The 16024-nt window shown below is 34.9% G+C and carries 31 protein-coding genes and 1 pseudogene; all 32 read right to left on the bottom strand.

Going from position 1 to position 16024, the window contains the following annotated elements; genetic code table 11:
* Positions 1–4: 4 nt before the first annotated feature.
* A complete protein-coding gene (locus M4I33_RS07295; RefSeq protein WP_194191687.1) occupies positions 5–952 on the bottom strand; it encodes a DNA-directed RNA polymerase subunit alpha in 948 nt (315 codons plus the stop codon).
* 93 nt (positions 953–1045) lie between these two features.
* On the bottom strand, positions 1046–1666 hold the full coding sequence (gene rpsD / locus M4I33_RS07290; RefSeq protein ID WP_194191686.1) for a 30S ribosomal protein S4: 621 nt from the start codon (positions 1664–1666) through the stop codon (positions 1046–1048).
* A gap of 25 nt (positions 1667–1691) precedes the next feature.
* On the bottom strand, positions 1692–2081 hold the full coding sequence (gene rpsK / locus M4I33_RS07285; protein ID WP_194191685.1) for a 30S ribosomal protein S11: 390 nt from the start codon (positions 2079–2081) through the stop codon (positions 1692–1694).
* A gap of 16 nt (positions 2082–2097) precedes the next feature.
* Complete coding sequence (gene rpsM / locus M4I33_RS07280; protein WP_194191684.1) at positions 2098–2463, bottom strand: 30S ribosomal protein S13; 366 nt, start codon at positions 2461–2463, stop codon at positions 2098–2100.
* Positions 2464–2700: 237 nt separating this feature from the next.
* Positions 2701–2814 carry a 50S ribosomal protein L36 gene (gene rpmJ / locus M4I33_RS07275; RefSeq protein ID WP_003373491.1) on the bottom strand — a complete coding sequence of 38 codons (114 nt, stop codon included), beginning with the start codon at positions 2812–2814 and terminating at the stop codon, positions 2701–2703.
* 41 nt (positions 2815–2855) lie between these two features.
* Entirely contained in the window at positions 2856–3074 is a 219-nt protein-coding gene (infA, locus tag M4I33_RS07270; protein WP_194191683.1) for a translation initiation factor IF-1, read from the bottom strand.
* Between the two features lie 7 nt (positions 3075–3081).
* Complete coding sequence (locus M4I33_RS07265) at positions 3082–3363, bottom strand: KOW domain-containing RNA-binding protein (RefSeq protein ID WP_257916173.1); 282 nt, start codon at positions 3361–3363, stop codon at positions 3082–3084.
* A gap of 72 nt (positions 3364–3435) precedes the next feature.
* Complete coding sequence (gene map, locus M4I33_RS07260; protein WP_257916172.1) at positions 3436–4185, bottom strand: type I methionyl aminopeptidase; 750 nt, start codon at positions 4183–4185, stop codon at positions 3436–3438.
* Between the two features lie 3 nt (positions 4186–4188).
* On the bottom strand, positions 4189–4836 hold the full coding sequence (locus tag M4I33_RS07255; RefSeq protein WP_194191680.1) for an adenylate kinase: 648 nt from the start codon (positions 4834–4836) through the stop codon (positions 4189–4191).
* 26 nt (positions 4837–4862) lie between these two features.
* Positions 4863–6140: a preprotein translocase subunit SecY gene (secY, locus tag M4I33_RS07250; RefSeq protein ID WP_257916171.1), complete on the bottom strand. Its 1278-nt coding sequence runs from the start codon at positions 6138–6140 to the stop codon at positions 4863–4865.
* Between the two features lie 2 nt (positions 6141–6142).
* On the bottom strand, positions 6143–6583 hold the full coding sequence (rplO, locus tag M4I33_RS07245) for a 50S ribosomal protein L15 (protein WP_194191678.1): 441 nt from the start codon (positions 6581–6583) through the stop codon (positions 6143–6145).
* 21 nt (positions 6584–6604) lie between these two features.
* The gene (gene rpmD / locus M4I33_RS07240) at positions 6605–6784 is read right to left on the bottom strand and encodes a 50S ribosomal protein L30 (protein WP_194191677.1); all 180 of its coding nucleotides are present in this window, start codon (positions 6782–6784) and stop codon (positions 6605–6607) included.
* 13 nt (positions 6785–6797) lie between these two features.
* A complete protein-coding gene (gene rpsE / locus M4I33_RS07235; RefSeq protein ID WP_194191676.1) occupies positions 6798–7295 on the bottom strand; it encodes a 30S ribosomal protein S5 in 498 nt (165 codons plus the stop codon).
* A 17-nt stretch (positions 7296–7312) separates the two neighbouring features.
* On the bottom strand, positions 7313–7672 hold the full coding sequence (gene rplR / locus M4I33_RS07230; RefSeq protein WP_194191675.1) for a 50S ribosomal protein L18: 360 nt from the start codon (positions 7670–7672) through the stop codon (positions 7313–7315).
* 23 nt (positions 7673–7695) lie between these two features.
* Positions 7696–8235 (bottom strand): 50S ribosomal protein L6, encoded by a 540-nt coding sequence (gene rplF, locus M4I33_RS07225; protein ID WP_257916170.1) that lies wholly within the window; start codon positions 8233–8235, stop codon positions 7696–7698.
* A 64-nt stretch (positions 8236–8299) separates the two neighbouring features.
* A complete protein-coding gene (gene rpsH, locus M4I33_RS07220) occupies positions 8300–8698 on the bottom strand; it encodes a 30S ribosomal protein S8 (RefSeq protein ID WP_194191673.1) in 399 nt (132 codons plus the stop codon).
* 32 nt (positions 8699–8730) lie between these two features.
* Positions 8731–8916: a type Z 30S ribosomal protein S14 gene (locus M4I33_RS07215; protein WP_194191672.1), complete on the bottom strand. Its 186-nt coding sequence runs from the start codon at positions 8914–8916 to the stop codon at positions 8731–8733.
* Between the two features lie 15 nt (positions 8917–8931).
* Positions 8932–9471, bottom strand: coding sequence for a 50S ribosomal protein L5 (gene rplE / locus M4I33_RS07210; protein WP_194191671.1), 540 nt, complete (start codon positions 9469–9471; stop codon positions 8932–8934).
* A 24-nt stretch (positions 9472–9495) separates the two neighbouring features.
* On the bottom strand, positions 9496–9810 hold the full coding sequence (gene rplX, locus M4I33_RS07205; protein ID WP_194191670.1) for a 50S ribosomal protein L24: 315 nt from the start codon (positions 9808–9810) through the stop codon (positions 9496–9498).
* 17 nt (positions 9811–9827) lie between these two features.
* A complete protein-coding gene (gene rplN, locus M4I33_RS07200; protein WP_194191669.1) occupies positions 9828–10196 on the bottom strand; it encodes a 50S ribosomal protein L14 in 369 nt (122 codons plus the stop codon).
* Positions 10197–10229: 33 nt separating this feature from the next.
* The gene (gene rpsQ / locus M4I33_RS07195; protein WP_194191668.1) at positions 10230–10484 is read right to left on the bottom strand and encodes a 30S ribosomal protein S17; all 255 of its coding nucleotides are present in this window, start codon (positions 10482–10484) and stop codon (positions 10230–10232) included.
* A gap of 21 nt (positions 10485–10505) precedes the next feature.
* Positions 10506–10718 (bottom strand): 50S ribosomal protein L29, encoded by a 213-nt coding sequence (gene rpmC, locus M4I33_RS07190; protein WP_194191667.1) that lies wholly within the window; start codon positions 10716–10718, stop codon positions 10506–10508.
* Complete coding sequence (rplP, locus tag M4I33_RS07185; RefSeq protein WP_194191666.1) at positions 10718–11152, bottom strand: 50S ribosomal protein L16; 435 nt, start codon at positions 11150–11152, stop codon at positions 10718–10720. Before rplP ends, rpmC begins: the two co-directional genes overlap by 1 nt.
* 17 nt (positions 11153–11169) lie before the next feature.
* Entirely contained in the window at positions 11170–11838 is a 669-nt protein-coding gene (rpsC, locus tag M4I33_RS07180; protein ID WP_257916169.1) for a 30S ribosomal protein S3, read from the bottom strand.
* Positions 11839–11857: 19 nt separating this feature from the next.
* Entirely contained in the window at positions 11858–12193 is a 336-nt protein-coding gene (gene rplV, locus M4I33_RS07175; RefSeq protein WP_194191664.1) for a 50S ribosomal protein L22, read from the bottom strand.
* A gap of 23 nt (positions 12194–12216) precedes the next feature.
* Complete coding sequence (rpsS, locus tag M4I33_RS07170) at positions 12217–12492, bottom strand: 30S ribosomal protein S19 (protein ID WP_194191663.1); 276 nt, start codon at positions 12490–12492, stop codon at positions 12217–12219.
* A gap of 65 nt (positions 12493–12557) precedes the next feature.
* A complete protein-coding gene (gene rplB, locus M4I33_RS07165) occupies positions 12558–13391 on the bottom strand; it encodes a 50S ribosomal protein L2 (protein ID WP_257916168.1) in 834 nt (277 codons plus the stop codon).
* A gap of 58 nt (positions 13392–13449) precedes the next feature.
* Positions 13450–13743 (bottom strand): 50S ribosomal protein L23, encoded by a 294-nt coding sequence (gene rplW / locus M4I33_RS07160; RefSeq protein ID WP_194191661.1) that lies wholly within the window; start codon positions 13741–13743, stop codon positions 13450–13452.
* Positions 13743–14363, bottom strand: a complete 621-nt coding sequence (rplD, locus tag M4I33_RS07155) for a 50S ribosomal protein L4 (RefSeq protein WP_257916167.1) — start codon at positions 14361–14363, stop codon at positions 13743–13745. The genes rplW and rplD overlap by 1 nt, the downstream gene beginning before the upstream one ends.
* 25 nt (positions 14364–14388) lie before the next feature.
* Positions 14389–15018, bottom strand: a complete 630-nt coding sequence (gene rplC / locus M4I33_RS07150; protein WP_257916166.1) for a 50S ribosomal protein L3 — start codon at positions 15016–15018, stop codon at positions 14389–14391.
* An 80-nt stretch (positions 15019–15098) separates the two neighbouring features.
* The gene (gene rpsJ / locus M4I33_RS07145) at positions 15099–15407 is read right to left on the bottom strand and encodes a 30S ribosomal protein S10 (RefSeq protein ID WP_008426564.1); all 309 of its coding nucleotides are present in this window, start codon (positions 15405–15407) and stop codon (positions 15099–15101) included.
* Between the two features lie 464 nt (positions 15408–15871).
* A pseudogene (tuf, locus tag M4I33_RS07140) lies at positions 15872–16024 on the bottom strand (elongation factor Tu); the annotation flags it as partial.

Raw genomic sequence — 16024 nt, 5'->3', positions numbered from 1 at the left:
CTCCTTACTCGTCGCCTAGTTTTAAGCTTAAACCTAACTCTTTAAGTTTCTTTTCAACTTCTTCTAAGGATTTCTTTCCTAGATTTCTTACTTTCATCATGTCGTCCATTGATCTGTTAGCAAGTTCTTGAACTGTGTTGATTCCTGCTCTTTTTAAGCAGTTATATGATCTTACTGAAAGATCAAGCTCTTCAACAGTCATCTCTAGTACTTTTTCCTTTTTATCTTCTTCTTTTTCTATCATTATCTCAACATCGTTTGTGTTGTCAGTTAATGACATAAATAATTTGAAATGTTCTATTAAGATTTTTGCTGATAAGCTGATAGCTTCATCAATCTTAATAGTACCATCTGTCCAAATTTCTAAAGTTAATTTATCATAGTCAGTAATTTGACCGACTCTAGTATTTTCTACTTTATAATTAACTCTTTTTACTGGTGTGTATATAGAATCAACAGCGATTGCTGATATTGGTAGATCGTCGCTCTTATTTTTATTTTGAGTAACATATCCTCTACCTCTATTTACAGTAAGCTCCATATAAAGTCTTCCATCTGTATCTAAAGTTGCAATATGTAAATCCTTATTAACAACTTCAACATCTCCGTCAGTCTTTATATCAGCGCCTGTTACAACACCTGGTCCTTTTGCATCTATATATATAGTTTTAGGACCTTCACCATTCATTCTTAAAGCTAAAGCTTTAATGTTAAGAATAATTTCTGTAACATCTTCTTTAACTCCTTGTATAGTTGAGAACTCATGTAATACACCATCAATTTTCACTGATGTTACAGCAGCACCTGGTAAAGAAGATAATAATATTCTTCTTAGGGCATTTCCTAATGTAATACCATATCCTCTTTCAAGTGGCTCAACCGTATACTTACCATAAGTACCGTCTTCATTTGACTCTATACATTCAATTATTGGCTTTTCGATTTCTAACATACGAACCCTCCTTTATTTTAAAATGGCAACCTTTTTGAGGGCAACTGATTCCATATTTGTTATAGAATTACTATCCCCTAACAAATATTACAATTATTTGCTGTATAACTCAACGATAAGAGTTTCATTAACAGGAACGTCAATGTCTTCTCTTGTTGGTAAAGCAACTACTTTGCCTTCGTAGTTTTCAACGTTAGCTTCTAACCATTTTGGTAAAGTCTTTGGATTTTCAACGAAAGTTTTGAACTTTTCGCTTGCTCTGCTCTTCTCAGCAACAGTTATTACGTCGTTAGCTGATACTTTGTATGATGGAATATCAACTTTCTTACCATTTACTAAGAAATGTCCGTGATTAACTAATTGTCTTGCTTCTTTTCTTGAAGCTCCGTATCCTAGTCTGTATACTACGTTATCAAGTCTTTGCTCTAATAATTGTAGTAAGTTTTCCCCAGTGATACCTTTCATGTTATCAGCCTTCTCGTAGTAACTTCTGAATTGGCCTTCTAACACTCCATATATTCTTCTTGCTTTTTGCTTTTCTCTTAATTGAACACCATACTCAGATAGCTTCTTTCTCGCTGCTCCGTGTTGTCCTGGTGCGTAGCTTCTTCTAACAAAAGCACATTTATCTGTATAACATCTATCCCCTTTTAGGAATAGTTTCATACCTTCTCTTCTACATAATCTACATGTAGCTCCAGTATATCTTGCCATTAATTACACCTCCTGTTTGAATAGACTAGACTCTTCTTCTTTTTGGTGGTCTACATCCGTTGTGTGGGATTGGAGTAACATCTTTTATTAATGTTACTTCTAAACCTGCAGCTTGTAATGATCTTATAGCTGCTTCTCTTCCTGAACCTGGTCCTTTAACGTAAACTTCTATGCTCTTTAATCCGTGTTCCATAGCTCCTTTAGCTGCTGTTTCAGCTGCCATTTGAGCTGCGAATGGAGTACTCTTTCTTGATCCTCTGAAACCTAGAGCTCCAGCACTTGACCATGATAACGCGTTACCTTGAGCGTCTGTTAAAGTAACTATTGAGTTGTTGAATGTTGATTTGATGTGTGCAGCACCATGCTCAACGTTTTTTCTTTCTTTTCTTCTTCTAGTTTTTTTAACCTTTGCCATTGCCTTCCCTCCTTAATTATTTCTTCTTATTTGCGATAGTCTTTTTAGGACCTTTTCTTGTTCTCGCATTAGTCTTAGTTTTTTGTCCTCTTACTGGAAGACCTTTTCTATGTCTAATTCCTCTGTAACATCCGATTTCCATTAATCTTTTGATGTTAAGAGCAACTTCTCTTCTTAAATCACCTTCGATAGTAAGCTCTTTAATGTAATTTCTTAATGAGTTTACTTCGTCTTCAGTTAAATCCTTAACTCTTGTGTCTGGATTTATACCTGTAGCTGATAATATCTTATGTGAAGTAGATAACCCGATTCCATAAATGTAAGTTAAGCCTACTTCTACTCTTTTTTCTCTTGGTAGGTCAATACCTGCTATTCTTGCCATTAAAATTTACACCTCCTGGTAATTGAAATGCCTTGTAAAAAATTATTATATATTAATAATCTAAAAAAAAATATATATAATAAAATTTCAGGTCAACAGAGATTTTACATCTCTATTGCAGCCGCCCTAAAATCTAATTATTTTAATTAATGCCTATATAATGATATTTGACTTTCGCATAAAAGTCAACATTTTTTAAATACCTAAATTGTATTTTTTGTCTAATATTAATTTATATTAGCCTTGTTTTTGCTTGTGCTTAGGATTTTCACAGATAACCATTACTCTTCCTTTTCTTTTAATTACTTTGCACTTTTCGCAAATAGGCTTAACTGATGGTCTTACTTTCATCGCTAACCCTCCTTGTAAGTTATGATAACTTTGTTATCTAATTATTTTGCTCTCCATGTAATTCTACCTCTTGTTAGATCATATGGAGAAAGCTCAACTGTAACTTTATCTCCAGGCAGAATTCTTATGAAGTTCATTCTTAATTTTCCTGATATATGTGCTAGAATTACGTGACCACTTTCAAGTTCAACTTGGAAGTTTGCATTAGGTAAGGATTCTAGTACCACACCTTGCATTTCTATAACATCATCTTTTGACATAAGGTAATCAACCCTCCTTAACAATGCCTCTTAATTTTAAAAATCTCTTAATTTTTAAGTCAGCATCTTTCTTATTTACTCTGATTGAGTTAATCAAATCTTCATTTATACTTTCTAAAAGACTTAAATGCTTAATTCTTTTTTTCTTCGGTTTTGAAATAGTTTTTGTATTTCCATCAGATAGTAACACATAATCTTTATCCAAAGTACCTACTACTACGTATAAATGATCTTTGTCTCTACCAGCTAAAGAAAGTACTACCTTCCCAATCAAGTCATTGTTTTGCAAATTTTTCACCTCGATGATTATCTTAGAAATAAATCTAATTTTATAAATTTATAACTAAGCAACACTTTTTCACTATCTTACTAGTGTTAAAACTTCGGGACCATCTGGTAAAATTGCAATTGTATTTTCGTAATGAGCAGATAAACTACCATCACTTGTTACAACTGTCCACTTATCTCTAAGCGTCCTAACTTTGTGGGATCCGGCATTAATCATCGGCTCTACTGCTAATACCATACCCTCAGTAAGCTTTGGACCTTTACCTGGTTTACCGAAATTAGGTATCTCAGGATCTTCATGTAGATCTCTGCCTATCCCGTGTCCTACAAAACTCCTTACAACCGAGAAACCATTCTCCTCAGCGTATCTTTGTATTTCATGTGATATATCTGATAAGTTATTCCCTATTTTTGCTTGTTTTAAACCTGCAAAAAAGGAATCTCTTGTAACATCTATTAACTTTTTTGCTCCTTCGGATACTTTACCTACAGGAAAAGTCCTAGCAGCATCTCCATGGAATCCTTCAAGATAAGCTCCACAATCAATACTGACTATGTCACCTTCTTTTAAGATGTAATTTCCTGGTATTCCATGTACTACTTCATTATTCACAGAAATACATAGAGAAGAAGGAAAGCCGTACAATCCCTTAAATGAAGGTTTTGCTCCATGCTTAGTTATAAATTCTTCTGCTATTCTGTCCAATTCTTTAGTAGTTATACCAGGTCTGATTTTAGTTTCGATTAGATTAAGAGTTTCTCCAACTAATCGTCCTGCTCTTCTCATAGAGTCAATTTCTAAATGATTTTTAATTATAATCATCTATTATTTGTCTCCTAAGATTTCGCAGATACTTTCGAATACTTCGTTGATAGCTCTAGTACCGTCAACAGTTGAAAGTAAATTCTTTTCTCTATAAAAATCAATTAGTGGTTGAGTTTGTGTTTTATAAACTTCAAGTCTCTCACCAACAGTCTCTGCTGTATCATCTTTTCTTTGTACGATTTCGCTTCCGCAAAGATCGCATTTTCCTTCAACCTTTGGTGGGTTGAATTTTATATGATAACTTGCTCCACATGCTGGGCAAACTCTTCTACCTGTCATTCTTTCAAGAATGAAATCGCTTGGAACTTCAATACATAAAGCTGTATCTAAGTTTTCGTTTCTTTCTTTTAAGAAAGCATCTAAAGCTTCTGCTTGAGCTACTGTTCTTGGGAAACCATCTAAAAGGTATCCGTTTTTACAGTCATCTTCTTGAAGTCTATCTTTTACCATGTTAATAGTAACTTCATCTGGAACTAATTGCCCATTATCCATATAACTCTTTGCCTCTATTCCAAGAGGTGTATTTCCAGAAATGTTCTTTCTGAAAATATCTCCAGTTGAAATATGAGGTATTGAATATCTATTACTAATTGATTTTGCCTGTGTTCCCTTACCTGCTCCAGGAGGGCCTAATAAAATAATCTTCACGGGCTCATCATCTCCACTATTTATTTTTATTTAAGAAATCCTTTGTAGTGTCTCATTACCATTTGTGATTCTAAACGTCTTGTAAAGTCTAAAGCGACACTTACAACGATTAGTAATGATGTTCCTCCAAATTGTATTCCTTCAAATGAAGTATACTGAGCAACTAGTATTGGTGATACTGCTAAGAAAGCAGCGAATATCCCACCTATAAAAGATACTCTATTTAGAAGTTTTTCAAAAAATCTTTCTGTTGGTTCTCCAGGTCTAACTCCTGGAATAACTCCAGCAGATTTGTGTAAGTTCTCAGCCATTTCATCTGGTTTGAACGTTACTTGTGTGTAGAACCAAGTAAAGAATATCGTAAGTACTGCGTACACTACTGGATACATCCATGTTTTATCATTAAATATACTCCATGGACTGCTTGTAACCCATATTGCCCACTCGTGGTTCGGGAAGAAATTAGCTATTGTTCTAGGGAAACCTAATACAGACATTGCAAAAATTATTGCGATAACTGCAGATCCTACTATACTTAGTGGGATATGAGTTGATTGTCCCTTCATCATCTTGTTTCCTACAGCTTTACCAGCATATTGTACTGGTACTCTTCTCTCCGCAAGCGAGAAATAAATAACTCCTGTAAGCACTGCTAAAGCAAATACTATAAATAGTACTATTTCAACAATACTTATTTTTCCTGTGTCTTCTAAGAGTGCTAAGTCTCTTATTGTCATTGGTAATCTAGAAATAATATTTATGAAGATCAATATTGATACACCATTTCCGAATCCCTTAACAGTGATTTGATCTCCTAGCCACATACAGAATGTAGATCCTACTACTAAAGATGTTATAACAACCAACATTTTGGCAGTAGTTAATCCTGCTGTTGCACCACTTCTTGAAATCGTGAAGTACATACCAACTGCTAAGATAACTGAAATCACAATAGATAAATATCTTGTTGCGTTTTGAATTTTCTTTCTACCGTCTTCACCTTCTTTAGAAAGTTGTTCTAAAGATGGAATTGCGATAGTAAGCAATTGAGTGATGATCGATGCATTAATATATGGCATAACACCTAGTGCAAAAATACTAAATCTACTAAAGGCTCCACCTGATATTAAATCATAGAATCCCATTAGACTTCCAGACTGAGTAAGTCCTTTTAAAAAGTCAGCACTTACCCCAGGAACAGGAATATGACTTCCCATCCTGAAGATAGCTACTAAGAACAATGTCCAATAAAACTTACTTCTTAACTCTGGAACCTTCCAGGCATTACGTAGGGTTGACAGCATTCTTAAATCACCTCAGCTTTTCCTCCAGCTGCTTCGATTTTTTCGATAGCAGACTTTGAGAATTTAACACCTTTTACTGTTAAACTCTTTTCTAAGTTTCCGTTTCCAAGGATTTTTACTCCATCCATAACTTTTGATACTACTCTTCTTTCAAGTAATAACTCTGGAGTTACTTCTGTACCATTTTCAAATACATTTAATCTGTCTACGTTTATGCTAACAATCTTCTTAGCGAATATGTTAGTGAATCCTCTTTTAGGTAATCTTCTGTATAAAGGCATTTGACCCCCTTCAAATCCGGGTCTAACTCCACCGCCTGATCTAGCGTTTTGTCCTTTTTCACCTTTACCAGCGTTTCTTCCTAATCCTGAACCAGTTCCTCTTCCAACTCTTTTAGGAGCTTTTCTGCTTCCTGCTACAGGTTTTAATTCATGTAGTTTCATATCTAGTGCACCTCCTCTATGTTATATTTCTTCTACTTTTAGTAAGTAGTCGATTTTATTTATCATACCTTGTATTTGAGGAGTTACCTCATGTTCTACTGTTTTTCTTATTTTTTTAAGTCCAAGAGCGTTTGCAGTAGCGATATGATCTTTTTTTCTACCGATTAAGCTTTTAACTAATGTTAATCTAACTTTTGCCATTGCAAGTTCCCTCCTAACCTAATATTTCTTCAACAGATTTTCCTCTTAATGCAGCTATATCTTCAGCTGTTCTTAAGTTAGCTAATCCGTTGATAGTTGATTTAACCATGTTGATTTTGTTGTTTGAACCTAATGATTTAGCTCTTACGTCTTTTAATCCTGCTAATTCAAGTACGATTCTCGCTGGACCTCCAGCGATAACTCCTGTACCTTCTTTAGCTGGCATTATTAATACATCACCAGTTCCGAATTTTCCATGGATTTCATGAGGAACTGTAGTTCCTACGATAGAAACATTTACTAAATTTTTCTTAGCGTCTTCTATTCCTTTTTTGATTGCTTCAGGTATTTCGATAGATTTTCCCATTCCAACACCAACGTGTCCGTTTTCGTCTCCAACTACTACTAATGCAGCAAATCTGAAGTTTCTACCACCTTTAACAACCTTAGTAACTCTATTTATGTTAACAACCTTTTCTTTAAGGTCTAGTGTACTAGGATCGATTCTCATTGATTTCCCTCCTCTTATTAGAATTTTAATCCAGCTTCTCTTGCTCCGTCAGCTAAAGATTGAACTCTTCCGTGGTACACGTATCCACCTCTATCAAAAACAACTTCTGATAATCCTTTTTCTATAGCTTTCTTTGCAACGGCTTCTCCTACTAACTTAGCGCCTTCTTTGTTTCCGCCTTTAGCAGCAAAATCTTTTTCTAAGCTTGAAGCAGCAACTATTGTTACAGCATTTACATCATCTATGATTTGTGCGTATATATTCTTTTCGCTTCTATATACTGAAAGTCTTGGTCTTTCAGGAGTACCAACAACTTTTTTACGTACTCTAAGGTGACGTCTTTCTCTTTTAGCTTTTCTGTCTGCCTTCTTGAACATAAAGCTCACTCCTTTCCTATCTATTACTTACCAGTTTTACCTTCTTTACGTCTGATCACTTCGTTTTCGTATCTTATACCTTTACCTTTGTATGGCTCTGGTTTTCTCCATGATCTGATCTGTGCAGCAGCTTCTCCAACTTTTTGCTTGTCAATTCCTTTAACTATAACTTTAGTAGCTTCTGGAATTTCGAATTCAACGCCTTCGATTGCTTTTATTTCAACTGGATGTGAGTATCCAAGGTTCATTACAAGTTTATTTCCTTGCTTTTGAGCTCTATAACCAACACCATTTAGGATAAGAGTTTTTGCGTATCCTTTCTCTACTCCTGTGATCATGTTGTTTATAAGTGCTCTTGTTAATCCGTGAAGAGCTCTGTGCTCTTTAACGTCACTTGGTCTAGTAACAACAACTTCGTTGTTTTCAACCTTTATAGTCATGTCTGCGTTCATAGCTTGCACTAGCTCGCCTTTTGGCCCTTTTACAGTAACAGTGTTATCTTCTGCTACAGTAACAGTTACGCCAGCAGGGATAGCTATTGGTAATCTACCTACTCTTGACATAATTGCACCTCCTGTATTGTTCTATACAATCTATATAATCTTAGTTAATTTCTTAAATTTAATACTACCAAACGTAGCAAAGAACTTCTCCACCTACGCCGTTCTTTCTAGCTTCTCTATCAACCATGATTCCTCTTGAAGTTGATATTACAGCGATTCCAAGTCCGTTAAGTACTCTTGGAGTTTCGTCCTTCTTACAGTAAACTCTTAATCCTGGTTTAGATATTCTCTTTAATCCAGTGATTACTTTTTCGTTGTTAGCACCGTATTTAAGAGATAATCTTAACATTGGTACAACTCCGTCATTGTATTCATCAATTTCCTTGATGTAACCTTCTTGTAATAATATATTTGCAATAGTCTTCTTCACGCTTGATGAAGGTACCTCTACTACCTCGTGTCTAACTGCATTAGCATTTCTGATACGAGTTAGTAAATCTGCTATTGGATCTGTCATAACCATTTAATATGCCTCCTTTCACTATGTGTTCAGTATTACCAGCTTGCCTTTTTGCATCCAGGGATTTGGCCTTTGTATGCAAGTTCTCTGAAGCAGATACGGCATATACCGAATTTCTTTAAAACTGAGTGTGGTCTACCACATACTCTACATCTAGTATAAGCTCTAGTTTTGTATTTTGGTTCTTTACTCCACTTTTCTATTATCGCTTTACGTGCCATCTTTTTCCCTCCTTATTATTGAGCGAATGGCATTCCAAGGAATTTTAATAATTCTCTTGCTTCTTCGTCAGTATTAGCTGTTGTTACGAAGATGATATCCATTCCTCTAACTTTATCTATCTTATCATATTCTATTTCAGGGAATATTAATTGCTCTTTAACTCCCATTGAGTAGTTTCCTCTTCCGTCAAATGACTTACTTGAAACTCCTCTGAAGTCTCTAACTCTTGGTAAAGCAATTGACATTAACTTGTCAGCAAACTCATACATGTTTGCTTTTCTTAATGTAACTTTACATCCTAATGCCATGTTTTCTCTTATTTTAAAGTTAGCAACTGATTTCTTAGCTCTTGTTAATATAGGCTTTTGTCCTGATATTATTGTTAAGTCGCTTACAGCTGATTCTAAAACCTTTTGGTTTTCTCTAGCTTCACCAACTCCCATGTTGATTACTATTTTCTCAAGTCTTGGTACTTGCATGATGTTTTCATAACCAAACTTCTCCATCATTGCAGGTATTATTTCTTTTTCATATCTATCTTGAAGTCTTGTCATATCGATTCCCTCCTTTCAGAATTCTTAGAATGTTTCTCCGCACTTCTTGCAAACTCTTACTTTAGTACCATCTTCTAAGATTTTATTACTAATTCTTGTAGCGTTTTTGCATTTTGTGCAGAATAACATTACTTTTGAGCCGTTTATAGCAGCTTCTCTTTCGATTATTGCACTTTCAGCTTGTGTTCTATTAGCTTTTTGGTGCTTCTTAACTATGTTAACTCCTTGAACTAGCACTTTACCAGTTTTTGGATATACTTTTAAAACTTCACCAGTTTTCCCTTTATCTTTACCAGATATAACTAAAACTGTATCATTCTTTTTAACGTGCATTCTCATGAATTGGACACCTCCTCTTATAGAACTTCAGGTGCTAATGATAAGATTTTGTTGAACTCTTTATCTCTTAGCTCCCTAGCAACTGAACCGAAGATACGTGTTCCTCTTGGTTGCTTATCGTCTTTTATTATAACAGCAGCATTTTCATCGAATCTTACATATGATCCATCTGCTCTTCTTATTCCTTTTACTGATCTTACTATAACTGCCTTAACAACTTCGCCTTTTTTAACAACTCCGCCTGGTGTTGCACTTTTAACGCTAGCAACTATAATGTCTCCAATGTTACCGTACTTTCTTTTAGAACCGCCTAATACTCTTATGCACATAATTTCTTTAGCACCTGAGTTGTCAGCAACTTTTAATCTAGTTTGTTGTTGTATCATTGAAAATTACCCTCCTTTCGGTCTTAAGCAATATTATTTAGCTTTTTCTACTATTTCAACAAGTCTCCATCTCTTATCTTTAGATATTGGTCTTGTTTCCATTATTAATACTCTATCATTAATTCCAGCTTCATTATTTTCATCATGAGCTTTGAATTTAGTAGTTCTGTTAACAGTTTTTCCATAAAGTGGATGTCTAACTTTAGTTTCGATAGCAACTACAATAGTTTTATCCATTTTATCTGAAACGACTCTACCAACTCTTTTCTTTCTTAGTCCTCTTTCCATTAAAGAAACCTCCTTCCAGGATTACTGTTCAACCGCTCTTAACTCTTCTTGTCTTAAGATGGTTTTTATTTGGGCTATAGATTTTTTCACTTCTCTGATTCTCATTGGATTTTCTAATTGTCCAGTAGCTAATTGGAATCTTAAGTTGAATAATTCAGCCTTTAATTCTCCTAATTTAGCTTTTAAATCTTGAGGATTGCTATTTCTTAATTCTTTTAGTTCTCTAGCCTTCATTATTCTTCACCACCCATTTCCTCAAAATCTCTTCTTGTAACGAACTTAGTCTTTACAGGAAGTTTGTGTGATGCAAGTCTCATAGCTTCTCTTGCAACTTCTTCACTTACGCCTGATAGTTCAAAAAGAACTCTACCTGGCTTAACTACTGCTACCCAGTATTCTGGTGAACCTTTACCTGAACCCATTCTAGTTTCAGCTGGTTTTTCTGTAACAGGCTTATCTGGGAAAATCTTTATCCAAAGTTTTCCTCCTCTTTTAATATATCTATTTATAGCAATTCTGGCAGACTCTATTTGGTTACTTGTGATCCATCCACAAGTTGTAGCTTGAATACCGAAATCTCCATAAGCTAGGAAATTACCTCTTGTAGCTTTACCTTTCATTCTACCACGTTGTACCTTACGATGCTTAACTCTTTTAGGCATTAACATGACTTATTCCTCCTTTCCTATGCGTTAGCTGTTGCTTCTTTCTCAACTTTTTTAGTTGGAAGAACCTCTCCGTTGTAAACCCAAACTTTAACTCCGATTTTTCCGTATGTTGTATCTGCTTCTGCAAATCCATAATCGATGTCAGCTCTTATAGTTTGTAGTGGAATTGTTCCTTCATTGTATTGCTCAGTTCTTGCGATCTCAGCTCCACCTAATCTTCCTGAACAAGCAGTTTTAACACCTTTAACTCCTTGTCTCATAGCTCTTTGTATAGTTTGCTTCATAGCTCTTCTAAAAGATATTCTCTTTTCTAATTGTGCAGCTATGTTTTCAGCCATTAATTGAGCGTTAGTTTCAACATTTTTAACTTCAACTATGTTGATTATTAAATGTTTTCCACCTACGAATCCAGCTAATTTCTTCTTTAAGGCTTCTATTCCTGATCCACCTTTTCCGATTACTACACCTGGTTTAGCTGTGTGTATGTTTAATTTTACTCTCTTAGCAGCTCTTTCGATTTCGATTCTTGAGATTCCTGCTGAGAAAAGTTCTTTTTTAACGAATTCTCTTATTTGGTTATCTTCGATTAAGTTATCAGCAAAATCTTTTTTGTTAGCATACCATTTTGCATCCCAATCTTTGATAACACCTACTCTAAGTCCGTGAGGATGTACTTTTTGACCCACTTCGTTTCCCTCCTTCTTTCTAAGCTCTTTCTTTAACAACTATTGTTATGTGGCTTGTTTTTTTGTTAATTCTGAATGCTTTACCGTGATCCATTGGTCTGAATCTCTTAAGGATTGGACCTTGACCTACGAATGCTTCTGATACATATAATCTATCTGCATCTAAACCGTTATTGTTTTCTGCATTAGCAACAGCTGATTTTAAAACTTTGTTTATTTCAACAGCTGCTTCTCTTGGAGTGTATTGTAAGATAGCAAAAGCTTCTTTAACATTTTTATTTTTTATTAAATTAAGAACAACTCCTACTTTAACTGGAGACATTCTAACATACTTAGCTATAGCTCTAGCTTCCATTTATGCTCCTCCTTTCTAGGCAATTACTTTCTTTTTGATGATTTATCATCATGTCCTCTATAAGTTCTTGTTAGTGAGAATTCTCCTAACTTATGTCCAACCATATCTTCACTGATATAAACTGGAACGTGCTTTCTTCCATCATGAACAGCGATTGTGTGTCCAATCATTTGTGGGAAAATTGTTGAAGTTCTTGACCAAGTCTTAACAACTTTGTGTTCCCCATTAGCGTTCATTTCTTCGATTTTCTTTAAAAGTCCAGCGTGAACAAAAGGTCCTTTTTTGATTGATCTACTCATTATAGTTTGCCTCCCTTCATATACTTAGGCTTCTAGCCATGAAGAGAATGGGAATTCTCTTCAAACTACTTGCTATTTCTTCTCTTAATGATGAATTTATCTGAATATTTTTTATTCTTTCTAGTTTTGTATCCAAGTGCAGGTTTACCCCATGGAGTCATTGGACTTGGTCTACCTACTGGTGATTTACCTTCTCCACCACCGTGAGGGTGATCGCAAGGGTTCATAACAGATCCTCTTACAGTTGGTCTCCAACCTAAGTGTCTCTTTCTACCAGCTTTACCTATTTTAACGATATCGTTAGTAGTGTTTGAAACAGTACCTATAGTAGCTCTACATTCTATTCTAACGTATCTAGTTTCGCCTGAAGGTAATCTTAAAGTAGCGTATCTACCTTCTTTAGCCATTAATTGTGCTGATCCACCAGCAGCTCTTACTAATTGAGCTCCTTTTCCAGCTTGTAATTCTATGTTGTGGACAAAAGTACCAACTGGGATATTAGCTAATGGTAACGCGTTACCTGGCTTGATATCTGATTCTGGTCCTGAAACAACAACGTCTCCAACTTTTAATCCGTTAGGTGCGATGATGTATCTTTTGTCTCCATCAGCGTATACAACTAAAGCGATGTATGCTGATCTGTTTGGATCGTATTCTACTGTAGCAACTTTTGCTTCGATACCATCCTTATTTCTTTTGAAATCTATTAATCTGTATTTTCTTTTTGCTCCACCACCGTGGTGTCTTACAGTTATTTTACCTTGTGCATTTCTACCACCAGTTTTCTTTAAAGAAACTACTAATGATTTCTCAGGTACATTTGTTGTTATTTCATCAAATGTAGGCATTGTCATGTTTCTTCTTGATGGTGTAGTAGGTCTAAATGTTTTAACTGCCATTTTGATTTCCCTCCTTCTTAAAGCTTATCTGGTGCCTAGCACCAATACTTCACTTTTACTATTGCATTCCTTCGAAGAATTCGATTGAGCTTCCTTCTTGTAAAGTAACGATAGCTTTCTTTTGGTCTGCTCTCTTACCAACATGCACGCCCATTCTCTTAGTTTTTCCAAGTGTGTTGATAGTTTTTACTTCAGCAACTTTTACGTTGAAAACTTCTTCTACTGCTCTCTTTATTTGAGATTTGTTAGCACTTGTGTGAACTATAAAAGTGTACTTATTTTCAGCCATAGCTGCCATACTCTTTTCAGTTATAACAGGTTTTCTAATTATATCGTGGCTTGATAAATTCATTATGCGTACACCTCCTCAATTTTTTGTACAGCATCTTTAGTCATAACTACTTTTTTGTACTTAAGTAAGTCATAAACGTTGATGTTGTTTGCAGGTATTACTGCAACTCCTTCGATGTTTCTAGCTGATTTGTAAACTACTTCGTTTGACTCAGCTGTAACGATAAGAGTTTTCTTAGCTTCCATTTCTTTAAGCATGTTAACTACTGATTTAGTTTTGATTGAATCGAAAGCTAAATCTTCAACTACTACGAATTCACCAGCTTGAACTTTACTAGTTAATGCTGATTTCATAGCAACTCTTTTCATGCTCTTTGGTATAGCCATTCTGTAATCTCTTGGTTTTGGTGCAAATACAACACCACCCTTAATCCATTGTGGAGCTCTTATAGAACCTTGTCTTGCTCTACCAGTTCCTTTTTGTCTCCAAGGCTTGATTCCGCCTCCTCTAACTTCAGCTCTTGTTTTAGCTGATTGAGTTCCTTGTCTCTTGTTAGCTAATAATGCTACTACTACTTGGTGTAGTGCACTTTCGTTTATTTCAACTCCAAAAACATTTTCGTTTAATGAAAAATCTCCAATGTTTTTTCCTTCTTTATTAAATAATCCTACTGTAGGCATCCTGCTTCCTCCTTTCCTTTAGAAATTAAGCCTTAACTGCGTTTCTTATTACTACTGTGCTTCTGTTAGCACCAGGGATACCACCCTTGATTAGTATTAAGTTTTTCTCAGCTATTACTTTAACTACTTCTAAGTTTTCTACTGTAGTGTTTTTAGCACCCATGTGTCCTGGTAACTTTTTGTTTTTGAAAGTTCTTGATGGGTCTGAAGCAGCTCCCATTGAACCTGGCGCTCTATGGAATTTAGAACCGTGTGACATTGGTCCTCTTTGAGCGTTATGTCTTTTGATTGTACCTTGGAATCCCTTACCTTTAGAAACTCCTGATACGTCTACCTTATCTCCTGCAGCAAATACATCTGCTTTGATCTCTTGACCAACTTCGAATTCGCTAGCATTTTCTAATCTTAATTCTTTAAGAGTTCTTTTTAATGAAACTCCTGCTTTGTCGAATTGTCCTTTTCTAGGTTTGTTAACTAATTTTTCTCTTATGTCTCCATAACCTACTTGTATTGCATCATAACCGTCTGTTTCAACAGTTTTCTTTTGAACAACAACACATGGACCAGCTTCTACAACTGTTACAGGTACAACTTTTCCATTCTCATCGAATATTTGAGTCATTCCTACTTTTTTACCTAATATAGCTTTTTTCATGTATTTACACCTCCCAAACTAGTAGCGGATTGCTTTGCAATCGTAATAGTTCAATGTCTTTTTTATTTAAAATTTAGCTATTAAAGCTTAATTTCTATATCTACTCCAGCTGGTAGATTTAATCTCATTAATGCATCAACAGTTTTTGGTGATGGATTAACGATATCTATAAGTCTCTTGTGAGTTCTTATTTCAAATTGCTCTCTAGAGTCCTTATATTTGTGAACTGCTCTTAATATAGTAACAACATCTTTTTCAGTTGGTAGTGGTACTGGACCTACTACTTTAGCTCCTGTTGTCTTTGCAGTTTCAACGATTTTTTCAGCAGATTGATCTAATATAGTGTGATCAAATGCTTTTAATCTGATTCTTATTTTTTGTTTTGACATCTTGGTTTCCCTCCTTTTCATGTACGCTTTACTTCTAACGCACAACAGCGGTTCTTCTATAAACTGTTCCTGGTGTATCCTAAACCTAAGAAAGAATATAAAATCCCTGTCGTCGGATTCGAGATCCTAACTTACTCCTCAAGAATTACCCGGAAGTCCGGCAACCTCTTGATTCATCGCCGTATGCTACACAACTATTTTATTATACTATCTTTGTAGTATAATATCAAGCATTTACGTAATTTATTTTTCGGTTTTTATTACTAGAATTAACTCGCTTTTTATATTCTAAATGTATTTCTATTAAATTTCAAGTTTTTTTATTTTCTTTTTGCAAATTAATTTTTGAAACCTTTTTCTTTTATTAATTATTCCCTTTTATGGTTTTATTAAACAAAAAAAATAGAGTTTAGGACGTCTCCTAAACTCTATTTTATATAAAACAATTAAATTCTAAGTTTAAATTACTCGATTATTGAAGTAACAACTCCTGAACCTACTGTTCTTCCACCTTCTCTGATTGCGAATCTTAATCCTTCATCCATTGCAACTGGAGTGATTAGTTCAACGTTCATGTCGATGTGATCTCCTGGCATTACCATTTCCATTCCGTCTGG

The organism is Clostridium sp. LY3-2, from assembly GCF_024705715.1.
GTDB lineage: Bacteria > Bacillota > Clostridia > Clostridiales > Clostridiaceae > Clostridium.
This window is presented reverse-complemented; position numbering and strand designations above follow the sequence as displayed.

Bases quoted from the DNA above. Each gene is read 5' to 3' on its own strand.
- rpsK (WP_194191685.1), bottom strand. From the start codon at position 2,081: ATGGCAAAGGTTAAAAAAACTAGAAGAAGAAAAGAAAGAAAAAACGTT.
- rpsQ (WP_194191668.1), bottom strand. From the start codon at position 10,484: ATGGAAAGAGGACTAAGAAAGAAAAGAGTTGGTAGAGTCGTTTCAGAT.
- rpsH (WP_194191673.1), bottom strand. From the start codon at position 8,698: ATGGTTATGACAGATCCAATAGCAGATTTACTAACTCGTATCAGAAAT.
- rplP (WP_194191666.1), bottom strand. From the start codon at position 11,152: ATGTTAATGCCTAAAAGAGTTAAGCATCGTAAGGTACAACGTGGTAGA.
- rplO (WP_194191678.1), bottom strand. From the start codon at position 6,583: ATGAAACTACATGAATTAAAACCTGTAGCAGGAAGCAGAAAAGCTCCT.
- rplW (WP_194191661.1), bottom strand. From the start codon at position 13,743: ATGAATTTATCAAGCCACGATATAATTAGAAAACCTGTTATAACTGAA.
- rplN (WP_194191669.1), bottom strand. From the start codon at position 10,196: ATGATACAACAACAAACTAGATTAAAAGTTGCTGACAACTCAGGTGCT.
- rplC (WP_257916166.1), bottom strand. From the start codon at position 15,018: ATGAAAAAAGCTATATTAGGTAAAAAAGTAGGAATGACTCAAATATTC.
- rplD (WP_257916167.1), bottom strand. From the start codon at position 14,363: ATGCCTACAGTAGGATTATTTAATAAAGAAGGAAAAAACATTGGAGAT.
- rpsM (WP_194191684.1), bottom strand. From the start codon at position 2,463: ATGGCAAGAATAGCAGGTATTGACCTACCAAGAGAAAAAAGAGTAGAA.
- rpsE (WP_194191676.1), bottom strand. From the start codon at position 7,295: ATGAGAATCGATCCTAGTACACTAGACCTTAAAGAAAAGGTTGTTAAC.
- M4I33_RS07295 (WP_194191687.1), bottom strand. From the start codon at position 952: ATGTTAGAAATCGAAAAGCCAATAATTGAATGTATAGAGTCAAATGAA.
- secY (WP_257916171.1), bottom strand. From the start codon at position 6,140: ATGCTGTCAACCCTACGTAATGCCTGGAAGGTTCCAGAGTTAAGAAGT.
- rpmD (WP_194191677.1), bottom strand. From the start codon at position 6,784: ATGGCAAAAGTTAGATTAACATTAGTTAAAAGCTTAATCGGTAGAAAA.
- infA (WP_194191683.1), bottom strand. From the start codon at position 3,074: ATGTCAAAAGATGATGTTATAGAAATGCAAGGTGTGGTACTAGAATCC.
- rplX (WP_194191670.1), bottom strand. From the start codon at position 9,810: ATGAGAATGCACGTTAAAAAGAATGATACAGTTTTAGTTATATCTGGT.
- map (WP_257916172.1), bottom strand. From the start codon at position 4,185: ATGATTATAATTAAAAATCATTTAGAAATTGACTCTATGAGAAGAGCA.
- rpsJ (WP_008426564.1), bottom strand. From the start codon at position 15,407: ATGTCAAAACAAAAAATAAGAATCAGATTAAAAGCATTTGATCACACT.
- rplV (WP_194191664.1), bottom strand. From the start codon at position 12,193: ATGGAAGCTAGAGCTATAGCTAAGTATGTTAGAATGTCTCCAGTTAAA.
- M4I33_RS07215 (WP_194191672.1), bottom strand. From the start codon at position 8,916: ATGGCACGTAAAGCGATAATAGAAAAGTGGAGTAAAGAACCAAAATAC.
- rplE (WP_194191671.1), bottom strand. From the start codon at position 9,471: ATGACAAGACTTCAAGATAGATATGAAAAAGAAATAATACCTGCAATG.
- rpsD (WP_194191686.1), bottom strand. From the start codon at position 1,666: ATGGCAAGATATACTGGAGCTACATGTAGATTATGTAGAAGAGAAGGT.
- rpmJ (WP_003373491.1), bottom strand. From the start codon at position 2,814: ATGAAAGTAAGACCATCAGTTAAGCCTATTTGCGAAAAGTGCAAAGTA.
- rplF (WP_257916170.1), bottom strand. From the start codon at position 8,235: ATGTCAAGAGTAGGTAGATTACCAATAGCTATCCCTGCTGGCGTAACT.
- rpsS (WP_194191663.1), bottom strand. From the start codon at position 12,492: ATGAGTAGATCAATCAAAAAAGGACCTTTTGTTCACGCTGGACTTTTA.
- rplB (WP_257916168.1), bottom strand. From the start codon at position 13,391: ATGGCAGTTAAAACATTTAGACCTACTACACCATCAAGAAGAAACATG.
- rplR (WP_194191675.1), bottom strand. From the start codon at position 7,672: ATGTTCAAGAAGGCAGACAGAAAAGCTAAAAGAGAAAGACGTCACCTT.
- rpmC (WP_194191667.1), bottom strand. From the start codon at position 10,718: ATGAAGGCTAGAGAACTAAAAGAATTAAGAAATAGCAATCCTCAAGAT.